General features: G+C 61.4%; 16 protein-coding genes and 1 pseudogene. 8 read left to right on the top strand and 9 right to left on the bottom strand.

Annotated features, from left to right (window positions below; genetic code table 11):
- The first annotated feature begins 79 nt into the window (after nucleotides 1-79).
- Together NVV72_20135 and NVV72_20130 are read left to right on the top strand one after the other, a co-directional pair.
- A complete protein-coding gene (locus NVV72_20135) occupies nucleotides 80-952 on the top strand; it encodes a transglycosylase SLT domain-containing protein (protein MCR6661512.1) in 873 nt (290 codons plus the stop codon).
- Between the two features lie 100 nt (nucleotides 953-1,052).
- Nucleotides 1,053-3,095 carry a M13 family metallopeptidase gene (locus NVV72_20130; GenBank protein ID MCR6661511.1) on the top strand — a complete coding sequence of 681 codons (2,043 nt, stop codon included), beginning with the start codon at nucleotides 1,053-1,055 and terminating at the stop codon, nucleotides 3,093-3,095.
- A gap of 17 nt (nucleotides 3,096-3,112) precedes the next feature.
- Here the strand turns inward: NVV72_20130 and NVV72_20125 are convergent, their stop codons facing one another.
- Nucleotides 3,113-4,921 carry an ATP-binding protein gene (locus NVV72_20125; protein ID MCR6661510.1) on the bottom strand — a complete coding sequence of 603 codons (1,809 nt, stop codon included), beginning with the start codon at nucleotides 4,919-4,921 and terminating at the stop codon, nucleotides 3,113-3,115.
- A 261-nt stretch (nucleotides 4,922-5,182) separates the two neighbouring features.
- Here NVV72_20125 and NVV72_20120 point away from each other — a divergent pair, with 261 nt between their 5' ends.
- The gene (locus tag NVV72_20120) at nucleotides 5,183-6,355 is read left to right on the top strand and encodes a DUF2336 domain-containing protein (GenBank protein ID MCR6661509.1); all 1,173 of its coding nucleotides are present in this window, start codon (nucleotides 5,183-5,185) and stop codon (nucleotides 6,353-6,355) included.
- Between the two features lie 38 nt (nucleotides 6,356-6,393).
- On the opposite strand, the gene NVV72_20115 is transcribed toward NVV72_20120, so the two are convergent.
- Complete coding sequence (locus NVV72_20115) at nucleotides 6,394-7,749, bottom strand: hypothetical protein (protein ID MCR6661508.1); 1,356 nt, start codon at nucleotides 7,747-7,749, stop codon at nucleotides 6,394-6,396.
- Nucleotides 7,750-8,010: 261 nt separating this feature from the next.
- Here NVV72_20115 and NVV72_20110 point away from each other — a divergent pair, with 261 nt between their 5' ends.
- Both NVV72_20110 and NVV72_20105 read left to right on the top strand, forming a co-directional pair.
- The gene (locus NVV72_20110; GenBank protein MCR6661507.1) at nucleotides 8,011-8,850 is read left to right on the top strand and encodes a DUF2336 domain-containing protein; all 840 of its coding nucleotides are present in this window, start codon (nucleotides 8,011-8,013) and stop codon (nucleotides 8,848-8,850) included.
- Between the two features lie 64 nt (nucleotides 8,851-8,914).
- The gene (locus NVV72_20105) at nucleotides 8,915-9,673 is read left to right on the top strand and encodes an NAD kinase (protein ID MCR6661506.1); all 759 of its coding nucleotides are present in this window, start codon (nucleotides 8,915-8,917) and stop codon (nucleotides 9,671-9,673) included.
- Here NVV72_20105 and NVV72_20100 read toward each other — a convergent pair.
- The 5 genes and pseudogenes from NVV72_20100 to NVV72_20080 all read right to left on the bottom strand — a co-directional run bounded on the left by NVV72_20100 (nucleotide 9,670) and on the right by NVV72_20080 (nucleotide 13,151).
- Entirely contained in the window at nucleotides 9,670-10,389 is a 720-nt protein-coding gene (locus NVV72_20100; protein MCR6661505.1) for an ATP-binding cassette domain-containing protein, read from the bottom strand. The genes NVV72_20105 and NVV72_20100 overlap by 4 nt on opposite strands.
- The gene (gene modB / locus NVV72_20095) at nucleotides 10,386-11,060 is read right to left on the bottom strand and encodes a molybdate ABC transporter permease subunit (protein ID MCR6661504.1); all 675 of its coding nucleotides are present in this window, start codon (nucleotides 11,058-11,060) and stop codon (nucleotides 10,386-10,388) included. The genes NVV72_20100 and modB overlap by 4 nt, the downstream gene beginning before the upstream one ends.
- A gap of 8 nt (nucleotides 11,061-11,068) precedes the next feature.
- Nucleotides 11,069-11,797: a molybdate ABC transporter substrate-binding protein gene (gene modA, locus NVV72_20090; protein ID MCR6661503.1), complete on the bottom strand. Its 729-nt coding sequence runs from the start codon at nucleotides 11,795-11,797 to the stop codon at nucleotides 11,069-11,071.
- Nucleotides 11,798-11,920: 123 nt separating this feature from the next.
- Nucleotides 11,921-12,928, bottom strand: a complete 1,008-nt coding sequence (locus tag NVV72_20085) for an OprO/OprP family phosphate-selective porin (GenBank protein MCR6661502.1) — start codon at nucleotides 12,926-12,928, stop codon at nucleotides 11,921-11,923.
- A pseudogene (locus tag NVV72_20080) lies at nucleotides 12,903-13,151 on the bottom strand (OprO/OprP family phosphate-selective porin). The gene NVV72_20085 and the pseudogene NVV72_20080 overlap by 26 nt, the downstream one beginning before the upstream one ends.
- A 675-nt stretch (nucleotides 13,152-13,826) precedes the next feature.
- Here NVV72_20080 and NVV72_20075 point away from each other — a divergent pair.
- Complete coding sequence (locus tag NVV72_20075; protein ID MCR6661501.1) at nucleotides 13,827-14,060, top strand: BolA family transcriptional regulator; 234 nt, start codon at nucleotides 13,827-13,829, stop codon at nucleotides 14,058-14,060.
- Here NVV72_20075 and NVV72_20070 read toward each other — a convergent pair whose 3' ends face one another.
- Together NVV72_20070 and NVV72_20065 are read right to left on the bottom strand one after the other, a co-directional pair.
- Nucleotides 14,061-14,486 (bottom strand): META domain-containing protein, encoded by a 426-nt coding sequence (locus NVV72_20070; GenBank protein ID MCR6661500.1) that lies wholly within the window; start codon nucleotides 14,484-14,486, stop codon nucleotides 14,061-14,063.
- Nucleotides 14,487-14,659: 173 nt separating this feature from the next.
- A complete protein-coding gene (locus NVV72_20065) occupies nucleotides 14,660-15,139 on the bottom strand; it encodes an Lrp/AsnC family transcriptional regulator (protein MCR6661499.1) in 480 nt (159 codons plus the stop codon).
- A 374-nt stretch (nucleotides 15,140-15,513) separates the two neighbouring features.
- Here NVV72_20065 and NVV72_20060 point away from each other — a divergent pair, with 374 nt between their 5' ends.
- Together NVV72_20060 and NVV72_20055 are read left to right on the top strand one after the other, a co-directional pair.
- Nucleotides 15,514-16,584 (top strand): amino acid dehydrogenase, encoded by a 1,071-nt coding sequence (locus tag NVV72_20060; protein ID MCR6661498.1) that lies wholly within the window; start codon nucleotides 15,514-15,516, stop codon nucleotides 16,582-16,584.
- A 19-nt stretch (nucleotides 16,585-16,603) separates the two neighbouring features.
- Entirely contained in the window at nucleotides 16,604-18,103 is a 1,500-nt protein-coding gene (locus tag NVV72_20055; protein MCR6661497.1) for a CoA-acylating methylmalonate-semialdehyde dehydrogenase, read from the top strand.
- Nucleotides 18,104-18,147 lie beyond the last annotated feature (44 nt).

Genomic DNA, 18,147 nt, shown 5'->3' with positions numbered 1-18,147 from the left:
GTCCGCAATGGGTGTGTTGATGCGTAGCTATATTCCGCAAACGGTTGACCCGAATATATTGAGCCAGATGGCTGACCAGATGAGCCGTGGCGTCAGCAATACGGCGCGCCAGGCCGGCACCGGCGTCATGGGGGCCCTGCAACGCGCGGCCGACGCCACGGGCGTGGATTTCAATTACCTGGTCAAGACGGCAACGCGGGAAAGCTCGCTGAACCCCAATGCCAAGGCGCCGACCTCGTCAGCGGCGGGTCTGTTTCAGTTCATCGAACAGACCTGGCTGGGCGTCGTCAAAAACCACGGCGCCAAGCATGGCTACGGCGCCTATGCCGACCAGATCAGCAAGGGGCGGGACGGCCTCTATCACGTCAGTAACCCGGCGGCCCGCAAGCAGGTGCTGGGCCTGCGTTATGACGCCAATGCCAGCGCGGTCATGGGGGCGGAACTGACGGCGGGCCATGCCGCCTATCTCAAGGGGCGCATTGGCCGCGACCCGACCCGGGGTGAACTCTATGCCGCGCACTTCCTGGGGCCAGATGGCGCGGCCAGCCTGATCAACGCCAGCCAGAGCCGCCCCAATGCCATTGCCGCCAATCTGTTCCCGGCGGCGGCGCGGGCCAATCGCAGCATCTTCTACAGGAACGGTCACGCCCTCAATGTCACGGACGTGGTCGCCAACCTGACGCGCACCGGCGGCTCATCGACCGTAACCGTCCGCCCGCTGGACCCGATCGAGGACAGCACCGCCGGCAATACCCTGCTCGCCGCCCGCTGGGACAAGGTCAAGGCCGACCAAGCGATCATGAACATGGTCTTTGGCGGCAGCGATGGCCAGCAGAGTATGTTGTTCGCCACGCAACTGATGTCGGCCTTCGGTCCCGACGAGGAAGGTGATGGCGACGGCAAACCCGGCGGCAGTGCCGGCGGCTTTGGCGATGCTTTTGGACTAGGTTAGGCCTGCCGCGAAGGATTGCCGTTTTGTAATTTGACTTTATGGCGAAACAGTTCGTCACATATGAGACAATACAGAACAGCAATCCTGGTGGGAGATGGTCATGAAAAAGCTTCGTCTGGTATTCGGGACGGCGATGGTGACGGTTTGGCTGTGTGGCGGCGCCCTGGCGCAGGATCACACGGTTGACCTCAAGGGGATCGACAGCTCGGTCAAACCCGGTGATGACTTTTATAAATATGCCAATGGCGCATGGATCGCGGCGACCGAAATCCCGGCCGACAAATCGTCTTATGGACCCGGCGCGGTTCTGGTCGAAAAGACCAATGACGAGGTCAAGGCCCTGATCCAGAATGCCGCTGCTGCATCAACAGCCAGCGAAGGCCAGCGCAAGGTGGGCGATTACTATGCCGCCTTCATGGACGAAGACGGCATCGAAGCCAAAGGGCTTGCACCTATACAGGCCGATTTCGACGCCATCGCCGCCATCCACGACACGGCCTCGCTGTCGACCTATCTCGGCAGCCAGCTTCGCGCCGATGTCGATGCGCTGAATGCCACCGATATGTACACGGATCATGTATTGGGCATGTGGGTGCAGCAGGGCTTCGAAGACCCTGACCACAATATGCCCTACCTGATGCAGGGCGGGCTGGGGATGCCTGACCGCGACTATTATCTGGAAGACTCGGCCGAAATGGCCGGTCTGCGCAAGCAATATCAGGCGCATATTGTCTCGACCCTGACGCGCGCCGGCATTACGAATGCCGAGGCGAAGGCGGCGCAGATCATGGTGCTGGAAACGGCAATCGCCAAAAGCCACACCACGCGGGTCGATCTGATCGACGTCCACAAGGCGAACAATCCGTGGAAACAGGCCGATTTCGCTGCCAAGGCGCCGGGCATGGACTGGACGGCCTATTTCAAGGCGGCAGGGCTCGAAGGGCAACAGGACTTCATTGTCTGGCAGCCCTCGGCGGTCACCGGCATGGCGGTATTAGTCAGGAGCCAGCCGCTGTCCGTCTGGAAGGACTACCTGACCTTCCGGACCATCGAACACTATACCGCTGTGCTGCCCAAAGCCTATTATGCCGACTATTTCGCCTTCTTCGGCACGGCCATGACCGGCACGCCAAAGCCGCGTGACCGCTGGAAGCGGGCGATCAGCGCCACCAATGGCGCGCTGGGCGAGGTCGTCGGCCAGATGTATGTCGAACGCTATTTCCCACCGGAAGCCAAGGCGAAAATCAAGGCCATGGTCGACCAGGAATTGACCGCCTATCATAGGCGCATCGAGAACATCACCTGGATGTCGCCGGAAACGCGGCAGAAGGCGCTGGCCAAGCTGGCGACCTTGAAGGTAGGCGTTGGCTATCCCGACAAGTGGACCGATTACTCGGCGTTAAAGGTCGATCGCAGCGATCCGGTCGGCAATATGAAGCGGGCTGAGATGTTCAATTACCAACTGAACCTCGCCAAGCTCGGCAAGGCGCCGGACCGCGGGACATGGGTGATGACGCCGCAGACAGTCAATGCTGTCAACCTGCCGATGATGAATGCGCTGAATTTCCCGGCGGCGATCCTGCAGGCGCCTTATTTCGATCCGCAGGCCGATGCGGCCTATAATTTCGGCGCAATCGGCGCCACTATCGGCCATGAGATCAGTCACAGTTTCGACGATCAGGGCGCTATGTTCGATGCGCAGGGGCGCCTGGCCAACTGGTGGACGCCGGATGACCTGGCGCATTTCCAGGCTGCCGGCGCGGCCTTGGCCACGCAATATGACGCCTATTGTCCGTTCGAGGGCGTCTGCCTGAACGGCAAGCAGGTTCTGAGCGAAAATATCGCCGACGTGGCGGGGCTTTCGGCGGCGCATGACGCCTATCTGCTGTCACTCGGCGGCAAGTCCGATGTGGTCAAGGACGGCATGACCGGCGACCAGCGCTTCTTCCTCGCCTTCGCCCAAAGCTGGCGCGCCAAGGACCGTGAAGCGGCTTTAAAACAGCAGATCCTGACCGACGGCCATGCGCCGGATGAATATCGCGGCGATACGGTGCGCAATCTCGATGCCTGGTATGCGGCGTTCGATGTCAAGCCAGGCGATAAAATGTACCTGCCGCCGGAGAAGCGCGTCCAGGTCTGGTAACGGTTCAGGGGCCAGGTTTAGGCAAGCGCGCGGACCAGGGCTTCCCGGTTGAGCGGCATCAGCAGGGCGCGGACGCCCAGTGCGTTCAGGGCTTCGGCCTGCAGGCCGTCCGGCAGCAGGGCGATGATATTGAGATGGGTGTTGGCTTGCGTGGCACGCAAATTTTCAAGCCAGGTCGCCAGCTTTTCGCGGTTGGCGGCGTCTTCCAGCGCCTCGAAAGGGCCGGTGCTGATCAGGCAGGCATCGACCGGCGCTTTCCGGGCCAGGGTCAGGGCGCGCTCGCGCGTGGTCGAGGTCAGGCATTTGTGGCCCTGATGCTCCAGCACATCGCGGAGTTGTGCCGCGCGCAGGCTGTCATTGGCAATCAGCAGAATACGCAGGGAATGGTCGGGCGCGGTTTCTTCCGTCTCGGACTCAACCGGGCGCGGCGGCGCCTTGGCGTGCCGGTCGAAAGGCAGGTCGAGCCAGAATTTCGAGCCCACATCCAGCGTGCTTTCCGCGCCGGTGCGACCGCCCATGAGTTCGCTCAAGGAACGCGACAGGCTGAGGCCCAGGCCGGCGCCCGAATGACCGGAGGAGGTTCGCAGGATACGGCTGTGCGGCGCGAAAGCCAGGGCCAGTTCTTCCTCGCTGAGCCCCGGACCGGAATCGACCACCTCGATGCGCAGATAGCCTTCGGGCAGGTGGATCAGTTTCAGTTCGACCCGGCCCTGCTGGGTATAGAGCAGGGCGTTGCTCAGCAGATGCGCCAGGATCTGTTCGACGCGATGCTCATCGCCACGGACAGCCCCCTCCGCTGGCAGGCCCTGCATATTGCAGGTGAAAACCAGGCCCCTGGCGCGGGCCAGATCGGCGAACTGCGCCATCAGGCGCTCTACGAGCAATTCGATATCCAGCGGTTGCAGGTCAATCTCGATCTGGCCGGCGGCGGCGGTGTCATTATCCAGCGTGGTGACGAGTATGGTTTGCAGATGGGTAATTTCGGCGAGGGCGGCATCGACATACTGGCGCGGCGCCGGCGCCCGCGTCAGGTGGGTAAGTCCCTGCAGCAGGTTCTGCTCGACGCCCTTCAGGCCGCTCTGCACTTCGCGTGACAGGGTTTCCATCAGGGCCACCCCGGCTTCATTGAGGGCTTCGGTATCCGCGCGGGCCGCTTCGCGTTCGAGCGCGGCATCGAGCTGGGCGTTCTCCAGTAGGTAATGTTCCTGCATGTGGCGGTTGAGGATAAAGGCCATGGCCAGGGCCAGGGCCATGCCGCCTATCATAGGTTGTGCCAGTGTGCCGGAGGAATCGAGATGGTACAGGGCAAAAACCGGCCCGGCCGCCGCGAGCGGCCCCAGGGTCAGCAGGAAAATCAGCACTGGCGCGCTGAAAAAGATGATGCCGACCGCCGCGCCGGCGCATAGCAGAAGCAGGGTGGCCGTATGGGGGCCGGCGCCGATGCTGAGCGATATGGCGAGAAGCGTCAGGGTCCATAGTCCGCCCGCCAGCCACTGCCGCCACAGGCGTTCACGGATCAGGCCGCGGCGGATAGCTGCGTCGGGCACGGGTACAGGTGTCATGCGGCGGGCCGCCTGGCTTTTCATCATCATGAAGACGGTCCAGTTGATGATGAACAGGAGCATGAAGAGGCCGGTCAGCCACACGGGCAGGGCCACCTGGGTCGTCCAGAGGAAAAGCGGCAGCCCCATGCCGAAGAAGCCGAGCGCGTAGGGCGCCAGCCGCCATTGCGCGATCAGGCCGTAATCAAGCACGATGGAATCGCGTGAGGCGCCGCGCGGAAGCGGCGCCGGCTTGCGAGACAGGTCAGGGGTGAAGGCGTTCATGCGGCTGAGAGTAACAGGTGTTTGTTGCCGTCCGGTTACCTTTGAAAGCGTGATATAAATTTTTGATGTGGTTTTGCGAAAGGCGGAGCGCGTTTGATTCCCTTGCCGGAAACGGAGGGGCGATGCCGGAGTGGGCTTTTCGCCTTATTTATCATGGTAAACAGGGCGGCAACCGTGCCGATAAAGGTTTCATTAGGATTCCGGCGCGACACTGTATTTTCAAGCCTTTCGCAAGGATTCGCCATCATGACCGCCGGTAATATTCTCACTCAGCGCGCCAGCCTGTCCGACTTGGATATCCAGCGTCTGGTCCGCAGCGAAAATGCCGATGATCGCGCCGTTGCCACGCACAAGATCTGCCGGGCCATGGAGCGCGGCGATTTGTCGGAAGGCGACCGCCGGGCGGCGCAGGAAATTATCCGAATGCTGGCCCAGGACGCCGCCGAACTGGTGCGCCGCGCCCTGGCCGTCACCCTGCGCACGTCCGAGCTTTTGCCGCACGATGTCGCCCTGAAGCTGGCCCAGGATGTAATCACGGTCTCGGTACCGGTCCTGACCCATTCACCTCTTTTTACCGATGAAGACCTGGCCGACATCATTCGTTCGGGCGGACCGGTGCGGCAGGTCGCCATTGCCAAGCGTGAGGCGCTGTCAGAGGTTGTTACCCTGTCCCTGGCCGATAACGGCGTCGAGGAAGCCGTGGTGATCGCCTGCGCCAATGACAATGCCCGCTTTTCCGAAGGCGGCATGAACCGGGTCATGGACCGCTTCAGCACGTCGGAAGTGCTGCACAGCGTCCTGGTCAATCGCAAGACACTGCCGGTTTCCATCAGCGAACGCCTCGTCAATGTCGTCAGCGCGGCCTTGCGCGAGCAACTGATCTCGCAACATGCCATTTCGCCGGAAACGGCTGTTGAAATCGTCAACGCCACCCAGGAGCGCGCCACGGTCGATATGGCCGACCAGGCCGGCGCCAGTTTTGATCCGCAGGGACTGGCGCATCACCTGATGATCTCCGGACGCCTGACGCCGTCGCTGATGCTTCGGGCGCTGGCGCGGGGGCATATTGGTTTCTTTGAGCACGCCCTGGCCGAGCTTTCGGGCGTGCCGCATGAGCGTACCTGGCTGATGGTGCATGACGCCGGTGCGCTGGGCCTGCGCGCCATCTATGATCGCGCCGGTCTGCCGGCCCGGATGTTCCAGACCTTCCGCATGGCGGTCGAGACCTTTCATACGCTCCAGGCCGAAGCCGGTCATCTCGATCCGGTCCGGATGCAGGAGCGCCTGATCGAACGCTTCCTGACCCAGGTGCCGTTTGCGCCGCGTGAAGACCTGATCTATCTCTATGAGCGTCTTGACCGCGACAGCAAGGGACGCCGGTGGCATCGCGCGGCTGAAAGCGGCGGCGATGGGCTTACGCGCACAGCCGCCTGATTTTAAAAGATTTCCAATTCTGAATTGACGCCGGAGGTTTAGCTTCCGGCGTCTTCCGTTCCAGCGGGGGCCGGTGACCTGGGCGACATCAGGGCGGCGGTGCGCATACTGGCGTGGGTGACCCCTGCAAGCCGCGCCACGGCCATCTGGCGGTAATTGTCGAAACCCTGAACCATGCAGGCGCCGGCGGATACCTTCGCCGCGGCGGCGAGGGCGCCAAGATAGTCCCGCAGATTGTCTTCGTCGCGTTTGGCGCCGTCATATTCAACGCAGACGCCCGACAGGCCGCATTTCGCCAGACCGGCAATCACCTTGCGATCGGGGCTGACCGAGCCGACCACGGTCATGCAGAAGGGTTTGATCAGGGACACAATTTCCAGCACCCGGTGCGGCGGTACGCCATCCAGGCCGCGAACCTCGAACAGGACTTTCAGGCCCATTTCCATGGCGGCCTTCTGGACCTCCTGGGTGATCCGCTGGCGCGCCCGCGCCGAGGCGAAGGTCGAAAAGGCGGCGGGCACCACCATCATCATCTTGCGCTGTTCAGGGGTGCGCAGTTTCAGCAGTTTCAGGCCCTGGTCGATATTCAGGATATCGACCATCTCGCGCAGGCCCCAGTCGAGATTGGCCAGGGCCTTGCGGTCGAGCAGGGTGTTGTCGAGATTTTCCATCACCAGAGATTCGAGGCGATGGCCGATCAGCACCATCTTCTTCATCTCGAACAGGGGCTCGATCGAACTGGCGACCTTGAGATTGCGGCCGGCATGGGACAGGCTGGTGGCGACAATCAGCGGCCGCTGCCCGGCGGCACCGCTATCTGATTTTGAGTCATCGCCGGAAAACCCATGGCGGGCCTTGATCGGTGCGCTTTCGGCGTCACCGGATGGAAAATAGGTGGCGAGATCGATCTTCTTCAGCGAAAGACGGTCAACATCCTCGGCCAATACGTCATAAAGCGGAATTTCCAGCGCCGACATGTCCCCGACAAAGAAGCTGCAAAGCTCGCGCCAGGTCTCCGCCATGAACAGGGCGGCCTTGCGGGAGCCGGTTTCCGGCAACATGCCGAGCCAGCAATCCTCATTGATCGGGATGCACCAGTTGGGTTCAGGATGGGCGCGCTCAAAAGCCAGCTTCAGGTGATCGAAAACCTGTTCGCGCTTGTCTTCCCACTTGGCGCCCAAGCGAACGATCAGCGTATCGAGCTTCAGCAGGAAGGTGTGGCCATTGATATCGACATGGGTTTCCCTCAGGCGCTCAATGATTTCGACCGCGTCGTCATGCTCGATAATAAGCGCCTCGCGTCCACTGGAAATCGGAGACGCCATAACGGCAGGGCCGGCACTGGCCGGCTCGGATATCGGTGCCCTGGGGGTTTCCTGAGACGTATCGGACATGGATGTCCTTTTTTATGGGTACACTGAACAGAAACCTATCCTAGCGGCTGTCAATTGAGACAACCTTAATACCGCTCGCATTTTTTAAATATAACATTGTTGTTTTAACTTGTGGTTGAGCTGCCGGTGTTGTGCCTAGGTATTAAACAAGTCTTCACCCTGTTTTGTCAGACTTCGTTCACCACGATTCTCTCCGTTTCAGGTCTCGTCACACTCTTGTCCGCCCTGCCGCTCGCCCTTTTATCGGAAACCAGGCCAGGCTTGCCGCAACTGAGCGTGGCGCAGCCGGAAGGGCCTGCGCCACGCGATTTTCGTAATGTCGGGCTCGCCCTGGCGGTGCGTCCCGCGCTGTGTGAAATCCACGAAGCGGCTGAGCTTTCGCCCGGCGACCTGATCCGCTCCGACGAGGACCTGGTGGTGCGCCTGTGCCGGCTGCCGGTCGATCTGGCGGCGCCTTTACTCCGCGCCTCGCTGCCGGCCTTGACGCCTCAGGCGCTTCTGGCCCTGATTGCGGCGAGCGGAGAGGCGCATCATCGCCTGATCGCGGCGCGGCCTGGCCTTGACTGGAAGGTGGTCAAGGCTCTGATCCGCACGAACAATGACGGGGTAATGGCTGCGCTTATCGGTAATCCGGCCCTGTCATTCGATGAGGAAGACCAGCTTTCCTTTGCGCGCCGCGCGTCTGAAAATCCCGATATCCGCGCCGCCATCCTGGCGCATGAGGGCCTGCCCGTCGCCAAATCGCAGTTACGCCTAAGCTATGGCAACGGGCAGGCGCACGGAAATCTCAAGCTGATCGCCCTGGTGCGTGGCGGTGAAGCGGCGGGCTTCGTGCGCAAACTGGCCCGGCGGCTTAAGCTCGACACGGTTGGCCTGGGCCTGGTTCTGGCGTCGGAATCGGCCGTGCCGCTGGCCCTGGCCCTTTGCGCCGCCGGTCTTGATCGCGCCGTATTTCTGCATATTCTCTCAGTCTGGCAGGAAGCTTATGAGGCGGCGCCGCAAATGACCGAGGGGCAAAAGCCCTTGGTCCTGTCTATTTTCAGCCTGTCCGCCGCCGAGGCGCGTCGCAGGTTAGCCGTACTGATCGATCAGGCGCTCTGATTTGCTTAGACTTATCGGCAAAAACCGGCTTAGATAGGCCAAATTCACCGTCAAAACGGCCCTGATGTCACTCCGCCTCGATTTTACCGCCTCAGACCGCCCCGAAGCGCAGGAAGCCTGCGCACGGCTGAAAGCGCGATACGGCGCCGCCGCCAGTCCGGATGTGGTCGTGGCGCTGGGCGGTGACGGTTTCCTGTTGCAGACCGTGCATAAGTATCTCAAGGCGCAGATACCGATCTTCGGCATGAACCGCGGCAGTGTCGGCTTCCTACTCAACGACTATGCCGAAGACAACCTGCTGGAGCGTATCCTTAAGAGCGAAAGCACCCTGATCAGTCCGCTCAGCATGACCGCGCGCACGCGTGCCGGCACCGAGCATACGGCGCTGGCGTTCAACGAAGTGTCGTTGCTGCGCATGTCGCACCAGGGCGCCAAGCTGCGTATCCTGATCGACGGCAAGGTGCGGCTGGACGAACTGATCTGCGACGGCATCATGGTGGCGACGCCGGCCGGCTCCACCGCCTATAATCTGTCCGCCCACGGGCCCATCATCCCGCTGACCGCCAAGGCCCTCGCCCTGACCCCGATCAGCGCCTTCCGCCCCCGGCGCTGGCGCGGCGCTATCCTGCCGCATACCGCCAAGGTGCGGATCGAGGCGCTGGAGGTCGAGAAGCGTCCGATCAGCGCGGCGGCCGATACCTATGACGTGCGCGATGTCATCAGCGTCGATATCGCCGAGGCCGAAGACCTGAAGGCGACCCTGTTGTTTGATGCCGGCAATGGTTATGACGAGCGCGTGCTGGCCGAGCAGTTCGTCAGCTAGACTTTTATCCCCGCTTTGAGCGCGGCTTCCGCCAAGGCGCGGACCTGGGCTTCGGTGAGGCCGTCCAGACTGGCGTTGAAGGCAGTATCCGGCGTCTCGATGATACACCCCTTGCTCATCCGAAGAACACGGTCTGCCAGCCGCTCGACCTCATAGGCGTCATGACTGACATAAAGAACGGGCAGGCCGGTATCGCGTGACAAGGCCGCGATCATCGGCACGATCTCGGCCTTGGCCTCGCCATCGAGACTGGACAGGGGTTCATCCATCAGCAGGATTTCGGGTGCGCTCATCAGGGTACGCGCCAGGGCGACGCGCTGGCGTTCGCCGCCGGAGAGTTTATGCACTGAGCGAGAGAGCAGGGGCGCCAGCTTCAGCCGGTCTGTCAGTCCGTCGAAATCGACGGTGCAGCCGCCGTTTCTTTTCAGGGCAAAATCGAGATTACCGCGTACCGAAAGATGCGGCAGCAGCGAGGCTTCCTGAAAAACATAACCGATACGACGTTTATGAACGGGCACGAACCTTTGCCCGTCCTGCCAGGTATCCATGCCAATTCTTACATGGCCTTCCAGCCGGGTCAGCCCGGCTATGGCGCGCAGCAGGGTCGTCTTGCCGGAGCCAGACGGTCCCCAGATGGCGGTAACGCCTTGAGCGGGAACGGAAAAACTCAGCGTCCAGCATGAAACCGCCGGCAGAACCCTTGAGTGAGACCTCAATCATGCCTTTGGCTCCAGCGGCGGTCGATCAGCAGTAGAGAGAGCAGGACAATGAAGGCGAAAATCAGCAAACCGCCGGCCAGCCTGTGGGCATTGGGCCAGTCCAGTTGCTCGACCAGTTGCCAGATTCGGATGGAAATCACCTCGGTCTTGCCGGGAATGGCGCCGCCGATCATCAGCACCACGCCGAATTCACCCACCGTGTGGGCGAAGACGAGCAGGGCGGCAGTCAGGAAGCCCTTGCGCGCCATCGGCAAAGCGACGGTGAAAAAGGTATCGAGCGGGGAGGCACGCAGGGTGGCGGCGACATCAAACGGGCGCCGGCCCAGGCTTTCAAAGGCGTTACGGATTGGCTGCACGGCGAAGGGCAGGGAATAGATGATCGAGCCGATCACCAGTCCGGCGAAGGAGAAGTTGAGCGTGCGGATGCCGAACGGATGCAGCAGGTCCATCAACGGACTTTTCGGTCCCATGGCGACCAGCAGGTAGAAGCCGAGAACGGTCGGCGGCAGGACAATCGGCAGGGCGATAACGGCGGTGATTATGTCTTTGAACAGGCTGCGGTTGCGTGATAGCCACCAGCCGATCGGCGTGGCGATCCCCAGCAGGGACAGGGCGGTAACTGTTGCGAGCAGAACGGTAACATGGATGGCGTTGGCAAGATCGGTCATGGCGCCTTTCAGTGAACCGCGTAGCCGTAGGATTTGATGATCTTAACCGCTTCCGGGCTTTTCAGGAAGGCGATATAGGCTTTGGCTGCCGGATCGTTGGCGCCCGGATTGAGCAGGATGGCCTGCTGGTCGATCGGCGTATAGAAGGCAGCGGGCACGATCCAGCGCGATCCTTTATTTTGCTTATAGACCTGCGACAGGGCCACGAAACCCAGTTCGGCCGAGCCACTGTCGATAAAGCCGTAGGTCTGGGCGATGGAACTGCCCCTGACGATTTTCGGTGACAGGGTGTCATACAGGCCAAGCTTCTTCATGGTCTCGACGGCCGCCAGACCATAGGGCGCGGCAGCCGGATCGGCGATGGCGATATGCTGGAAATTTCCTTTTTTGAGAACGGCGCCGTTGCCGTCAATCAAACCGGGCGTGGCGCTCCACAGGGCCAGAGTACCGTAGGCGTAGACAAAGCGGCTGCCCTTGACGCCGAGGGTTTCGGCTTCGAGTCTGGTCGGGCGCTCAGCATCGGCGCTAAGAAAAACTTCAAACGGCGCCCCTTGCTGGATCTGGCTATAAAACGCGCCGGAAGAACCAAAGCTCATGGTGACGCGATGGCCGGTTTTTGTCTCAAAAGCGGCGGCGATCTCTTTTGCCGGTTCGGTGAAATTGGCGGCCACGGCCACCTGAACATCACCGGCGAAGGCGGGTGCGGAAAAAGCGGACAGGCACAGGATCGCCGTCATCAGGGCGCGCTTGTGCAAAGTGAACCTGGAAGTCATCGGAAACTTTCAGCCGGTGCGAAGGGGGGGGCAAAACAAGGCCCGATGATCGTCTGATCACCGGGCCTTTGCAAGTCTCAGGCTAGATTAAAAGCCGAACTGGCTGCGAACGGCGAAGGCCGTGTAGTCCTGGCCGATCTGGTCGCCGGCGGCATTGAGGCGGTTGACCTCCACGCTCTGGCCCTGGAAAATGAATCGGACCGTGGGGGTAAGCTGCCAGTTGAGGCCCAGCGAGGTGATATCCTGCTGGCCGCCTCGGATACGGTCGGCGGCGAGCGCGGCCTGATCATGATAGTTCAGATCGAGCGTCGAATAGCGCGCCACCAGCTCAAAAGCGCCCCAGTGACCAGAGGCCGGATCGAAGTTGGCTGCGGGTGTCACGCCATCAAAGGCCGCCGTCTGGGTATTATACTTGCGGCTTTCGCCGGTCAGCACCCAGCCGCCTTCAACATACCAGCCGGTAAACTTCGGATTGGTGACGCCGGTGGCGGCGTTCAGGCGCTGGATACGGTAATCGAAGGCTTCGCTTTGCAGGAAAAGGGTCTTGTACTGGGCGCCGAATTCGAGACCGGTAACAGAGGCCGAATCCGCATTGATGGCGCCGCTGTCAACAAGGCGGGTGGCATCGACGCGCAGTTCCGGGCGCTCACGCAACTGAACCGGATAGCGGGTCGCGGCCGCGGCGCCGGTATCGGCGGGATTGATAATGCCGGAATAGTTCAGGCCGACATGGATCAGCGCATCCTTGGTTTTAACCGGCGTGCCGGCGATACGGGCCGCTACGCCCAGTTGTTCGTCATTATTGATCGTATTGAAGCCGCTGGCCGCCGTATTGAGCGCAGACATGGTGTTGCCGGTAACGGCAAAAGACCACAGGTAACGGTCCTTGGCATTGAAAGCCGCCAGGCTCATGCGGGTATCGCCGGCGCTGACATTGCGGGCCATTTCGGCGACGGCCGGACGTTCGAGGAAAGCAGAGCCGCCTTGCGAGCCGGCATCGGCCAGGCCGATACTGGGGGGCAAATTCACCGACGCGGAACTTGGCCGACTTGAAGCCGGAATACTGAACCCAGGCTTCGTGGACGCGACCGACATCCTCGGCGCCGGTGCCGCCGAAGTCAAACGTCAGGTTATAGTCGAAATCGCTGAACATCTTGCCGTTGAAGATGACGCGGGCGCGGCGGATATTGGTGCCGCTGTTGAGATCGCGTGCAGTGACGGCGGCGGGCAGGTTGCTGTCCTGATTGTAGGTGGCGGCATCAGCCTGGAACAGGCCTTTGATGTTGAAGGTGAAGGCGCCGTCGCCCGAGGCCAGCATTGGCGAACCGTTCTTGAGCGTGGCGGTGACGGCGGACGTGGCCGGTTTGGCGGGGGCAGCGGCTACAGCGGGCGCCGGCGCAATCGGGGCCGCGACCGGCGCATTATATTGCGTGGCGATCTGAGATTTCAGGGCGTTGAGCTGGGCCTGCTGGGCATCGATCTGCGCCTGCATGGCGTCGATCTTCGCCTGGACATCCGGCGGCACCTGCTGGGCCAGGGCCGGAACAGCAAATGTCAGGGCCATCAGGCTGGCGGCGGCGATAAAGGTCCGGTGTGTCCGGTGGGAGGGGGTACGCATAGAGGAGGCTCCGTTGAAACTGTTATGGACCATAGTGTTATTTGGTTAATTGCATCTTGCGGGGGAAAATGCGTGTCTGAAAAACCCCGAATGAGTGACCATTATGATACGGTTTGGTCTGTCCTGCGCTCCCTATAGGGGATGCGGGGGGCTTCGGCATTAAAGGCCGTTAAGCGGTCAGCCCAGACTTTTGGGGTGCGTGATTGATAAATTTGAGTTGGCAGAAGGGGATGGCTGTCTCTTGGCCCTGGAGGGCTGGATGACGAAGCGCAAAGGGCGGCGTGAGCATTGTAAAACCCTGCCCAAACCGCCAAAATTCTATCCAAACCGATTGAAACCGGTTAAAGCTGCGCCGGATTTTAAGGAACACTTGTCATGGCCATTGCGCAAAGCGATCTTCAGGCCCGCATCGAAGCGGCCTTTCCGGGTGCGGACGTTACCATTACCGACCTGGCCGGTGACGGCGATCACTACCGGGCGCGCATCGTATCGGATGCCTTCAATGGGCTGCCGCGTGTGCGCCAGCATCAACTGGTCAACAAGGCGCTGGCGGACCTGCTAAGCGGCCCGCTCCACGCCCTGGCCCTGGAGACGGTGGCGAAGGGCTGATTATTCCGGCTTGCGCGACCAGGTGTAGACGCCCCGGCCGCCTTCGAGACCGAGCGACAGTGTATCGCCGTCCACCTTATAGTCCGCCACGGAATTGGCGTTGAGTTCCCATTTGGTATCCAGGCCGGGTGTCAGGCAGGCCATGCGCGTCATGGCGAGCGGGCCGAAGGTCAGATGACCGTGCGTGCCATCGGTCGGCGTCATTTCCCAGATAGCGGTGGCGCGGTTGCAATCGACCTTCATGGCCGCGCGTCCGCCGCTCAGGAAGGTCAGTTCGTATTTATCAGGCGTATCAGGCTTGACTGGTGCCGCCCCCGCATCATTCGGCTGGAACTGCACCAGTTGCCAGGTGCCGACCAGGGTTTTCGGCGGCTCTCCTGAGGCGGCAGCAGGGGCGCCTGCATCGACCGAAAGCCTGCGGCGCATCCGTGGCGCAGGCGGCCAGGCTGAGCGTGGCGACAATAGCGGCGGTAATCAGAAATCCGGTACGAACGATCATGGAGCGGCGCCTTCTGCTGGAGCGATGAGCCCGATGAACCGGGCGGCTTCACCTTACCGCAGATCGCGCGGTTGGGGAAGGTGATGCAGACCATTCGCCCTTACAGAGAAGGCGACGGATCGCGTTTCAGCCGGCGCAGGCAGAAGGTTGAGCGCGCGTGGCGGATGCCGGGGAATTTCAGCAGGCGCTTGCGCAGGAAGCCTTCATAGTCCTCGGTATTTTCGACCGCGGCGATGATAACATAGTCATATTCGCCGGTGGTGAGATAGGCGTCTGTCACTTCCGGCAGTTGCGCCAGGTGGCGGGAAAAGGTCTCGATCTTCTCGTCATCATGCTGGTCGAGATTGACCTCAACAATGACCGACAAAGGACGGCCGATCTTTTCCGGATCGAGCAGGGCCACGTAGCCGGCGATCACGCCCGATTCCTCCAGCCGCTTGATCCGTGACCAGCAAGGGGTCTGGGACAGCCCGACCTTGTCCGCCACTTCCTGTGTGGTCAGATGGGCGTCGGCGCGCAGCAGGCGCAGAATTTTACGATCGATTTCATCCAGGGATTGGCCGGCTTTATTCTTGTTCATTGCGTCTTTTTGCCCTGCAGCAAAATATTTTTCTTTGTTTAGCGATTATCGCAGATAGTTTCACCCGTGCCAATCTCTTTGTGGCGATAGTTCGGAAACACTTTCTCCTCAAATGCGTCTAGTCTCCGTCGCAACTATATAAACAGGGACAGCCGCCATGTACGTTCATGCGACGTTAGCGGACACAGACGTGCCGGATTATGGTCGCCGGGGCTCTCCGCCCAGCGCCGGCTCCGGTAATGGCCCAGGAACGGACCTGACAGGCAAACTGCCTTTCGCCGGAACCAGCGCGCTAGGCGGCGGGCTGGTCTCCAGGCCCCCCAATCTTCCACATAATGCCACACACCCGATGCCTGTATTCAAGGAAATAGCCGATGTTTGACCATCCCGATTACGACGTCCACGAAAAAGTCCTGATGGTGGAAGACGCCGCCTCCGGCCTGAAGGCGATCATCGCCGTTCATTCCACCGCCCTGGGTGCCGCAGCCGGCGGCTGCCGCCTGTGGGCCTATGACAGCGGCGTGGCGGCGCTGGGTGATGCGCTGCGCCTATCACGCGGGATGAGCTACAAGAATGCCATGGCCAATCTGCCCATGGGCGGCGGCAAGGCGGTGATTCTGGGGCCGGTTCTGCCGGATCGCCGCGAGGCCGTTCTGGAAGCCTTCGGCCGCGCCGTCGACAGCCTTGATGGCCAGTACATCACCGCCGAGGATGTCGGGGTTTCGGTTGCCGACATGAAGATCGTGGCGCGCACCACCGGTTATGTGTCGGGTCTCGACGCGGCTGTTGGCAAGAGCGGTGGCGATCCGTCGCCCTTCACGGCGCGCGGCGTTCGCGTCGGTATCGAGGCCGCGGTCAAGGCCAAACTCGGCCGCTCGGATCTGGCGGGCCTGAAGGTGGCCGTGCAGGGACTCGGTCACGTCGGCAGCTATCTGTGCGAAGAACTGTATACGCTCGGCGCCCGCCTGGTGGTGGCCGATATCAATGCCGAACGTGTCACCGAAATGCGCGATCGCTTCGGGGCTGAAAGCGTGCCTGTCGAGGATATCCTGTTGCAGCCGGTCGATGTGGTGGCGCCCTGTGCGCTCGGCGGGGCGATCAGCGAAGAGGTGGCGACGCGTTTGCAAGCCACGGTAGTGGCGGGTGCGGCCAATAATCAACTATTGACGCCGCGGGCCGGCGTGATCCTCGGTGAGCGCGGTATTCTGTACGCGCCGGATTATGTGATCAATGCCGGGGGTATCATCATGGTGGCCGGCGAAATCTCCGGCCATAATGACGAAGCGCATATTCTGGCGCAGGTGGATGCCATAGGCCCACGCCTGGCGGATATTTTCGCCAGAGCAAAAAGCGCAAATGTGATCACAAATGTGGTTGCCGATTCGATGGCGCGGGATAAGATCGCCACGGCAAAGGCACGGACGAAAGTGACCGAGGCCGCTTAATTCCACGATTGTGAGGCACCTGATGCGTGAGATTTCCCACTTCATAAACGGCAAGTCTGTAACAGGCGCGTCAGGTCGCTTTGGCGATATTTACGATCCCAATACCGGCCTCATTCAGGCGCGCGTGGCCCTGGCCACCGCCGCCGACATGGATGACGCCATCCAGAAGGCGGTGAGGGCGCAAACCGGATGGGCGGCGATGAACCCGCAGCGCCGGGCGCGCGTCATGTTCGCCTTCAAGGCGCTGATAGAGCAGAACATGGAGGAACTGGCACACCTGCTGTCCTCCGAACACGGCAAGGTCATCGCCGATGCGAAGGGCGACATCCAGCGCGGGCTTGAAGTGGTGGAATTCGCCTGTGGTATCCCGCACCTGCTGAAGGGCGATTACACTGAGGGTGCGGGGCCGGGTATCGATGTCTATTCGATGCGCCAGCCGTTGGGCGTGGTGGCCGGCATTACGCCGTTCAACTTCCCGGCCATGATCCCGCTGTGGATGTCGGCCGTGGCGCTGGCCTGCGGCAATGCCTTCATCCTCAAACCTTCGGAAAAGGATCCGTCCGTACCGGTGCGTCTCGGTCAACTATTGATCGAAGCCGGATTGCCGGAAGGCGTGTTCCAGGTCGTCCATGGCGACAAGGTGGCGGTCGATGCCCTGATCACCCATCCGGATATCAGGGCCGTATCGTTCGTCGGCTCGTCGGATATCGCGCAATATATCTATGCCACGGGGGCGGCTCACGGCAAGCGTGTCCAGGCCATGGGCGGCGCCAAGAACCACGGCATCATCATGCCGGATGCGGATCTCGACCAGGTGGTTAAGGATATCGTCGGCGCCGCCTATGGCTCGGCTGGCGAGCGCTGTATGGCCCTGCCGGTGGCGGTGCCGGTGGGCCAAAAGACCGCGGATGCCTTTGTCGAGCGGATGATCGACGCGGCGCGGGGACTGAAGGTCGGGATCTCTACCGACGCCGAGGCGCACTATGGGCCGGTGATTTCCGCCGCCCACAAGGCCAAGGTGGAAACCTACATTCAGATGGGCGTCGATGAGGGCGCGGAACTGCTGCTTGATGGCCGGGGGATGAAATTACAGGGCCATGAAGAGGGCTTCTTTATCGGGCCGACCCTGTTCGATCATGTGAAGCCGAATATGCAGACCTATCAGGAAGAGATTTTCGGGCCGGTGCTTCAGGTGGTGCGGGCCGAAACGCTGGAAGAGGCGGCTTTGCTGCCTTCACAACATGCCTATGGCAATGGCGTAGCGATCTTCACGCGCAATGGTCTCGCGGCGCGGGAATTCGCGGCCAAGGTCAATGTCGGCATGGTGGGGATCAATGTGCCGATCCCCGTGCCGGTGGCCTATCACAGCTTCGGCGGCTGGAAGCGCTCGGCCTTTGGCGACATGAACCAGTATGGCGAGGACGGCGTGCGTTTCTACACTAAGGTCAAGACGGTTACCCAACGCTGGCCGGATGGGGATATTGGTGATCAGGCGTTTATTATTCCGACGATGAGTTAAAGTAAGAGACCCCACCACCATTGGCTTTGCCAATGGCCCCCCTC

It is taken from the genome of Asticcacaulis sp. (assembly GCA_024707255.1).
Taxonomy (GTDB): domain Bacteria; phylum Pseudomonadota; class Alphaproteobacteria; order Caulobacterales; family Caulobacteraceae; genus Asticcacaulis.
Note: the sequence above shows the minus strand (reverse complement) of the source record. Positions and strands in the feature narration are given on the sequence as shown.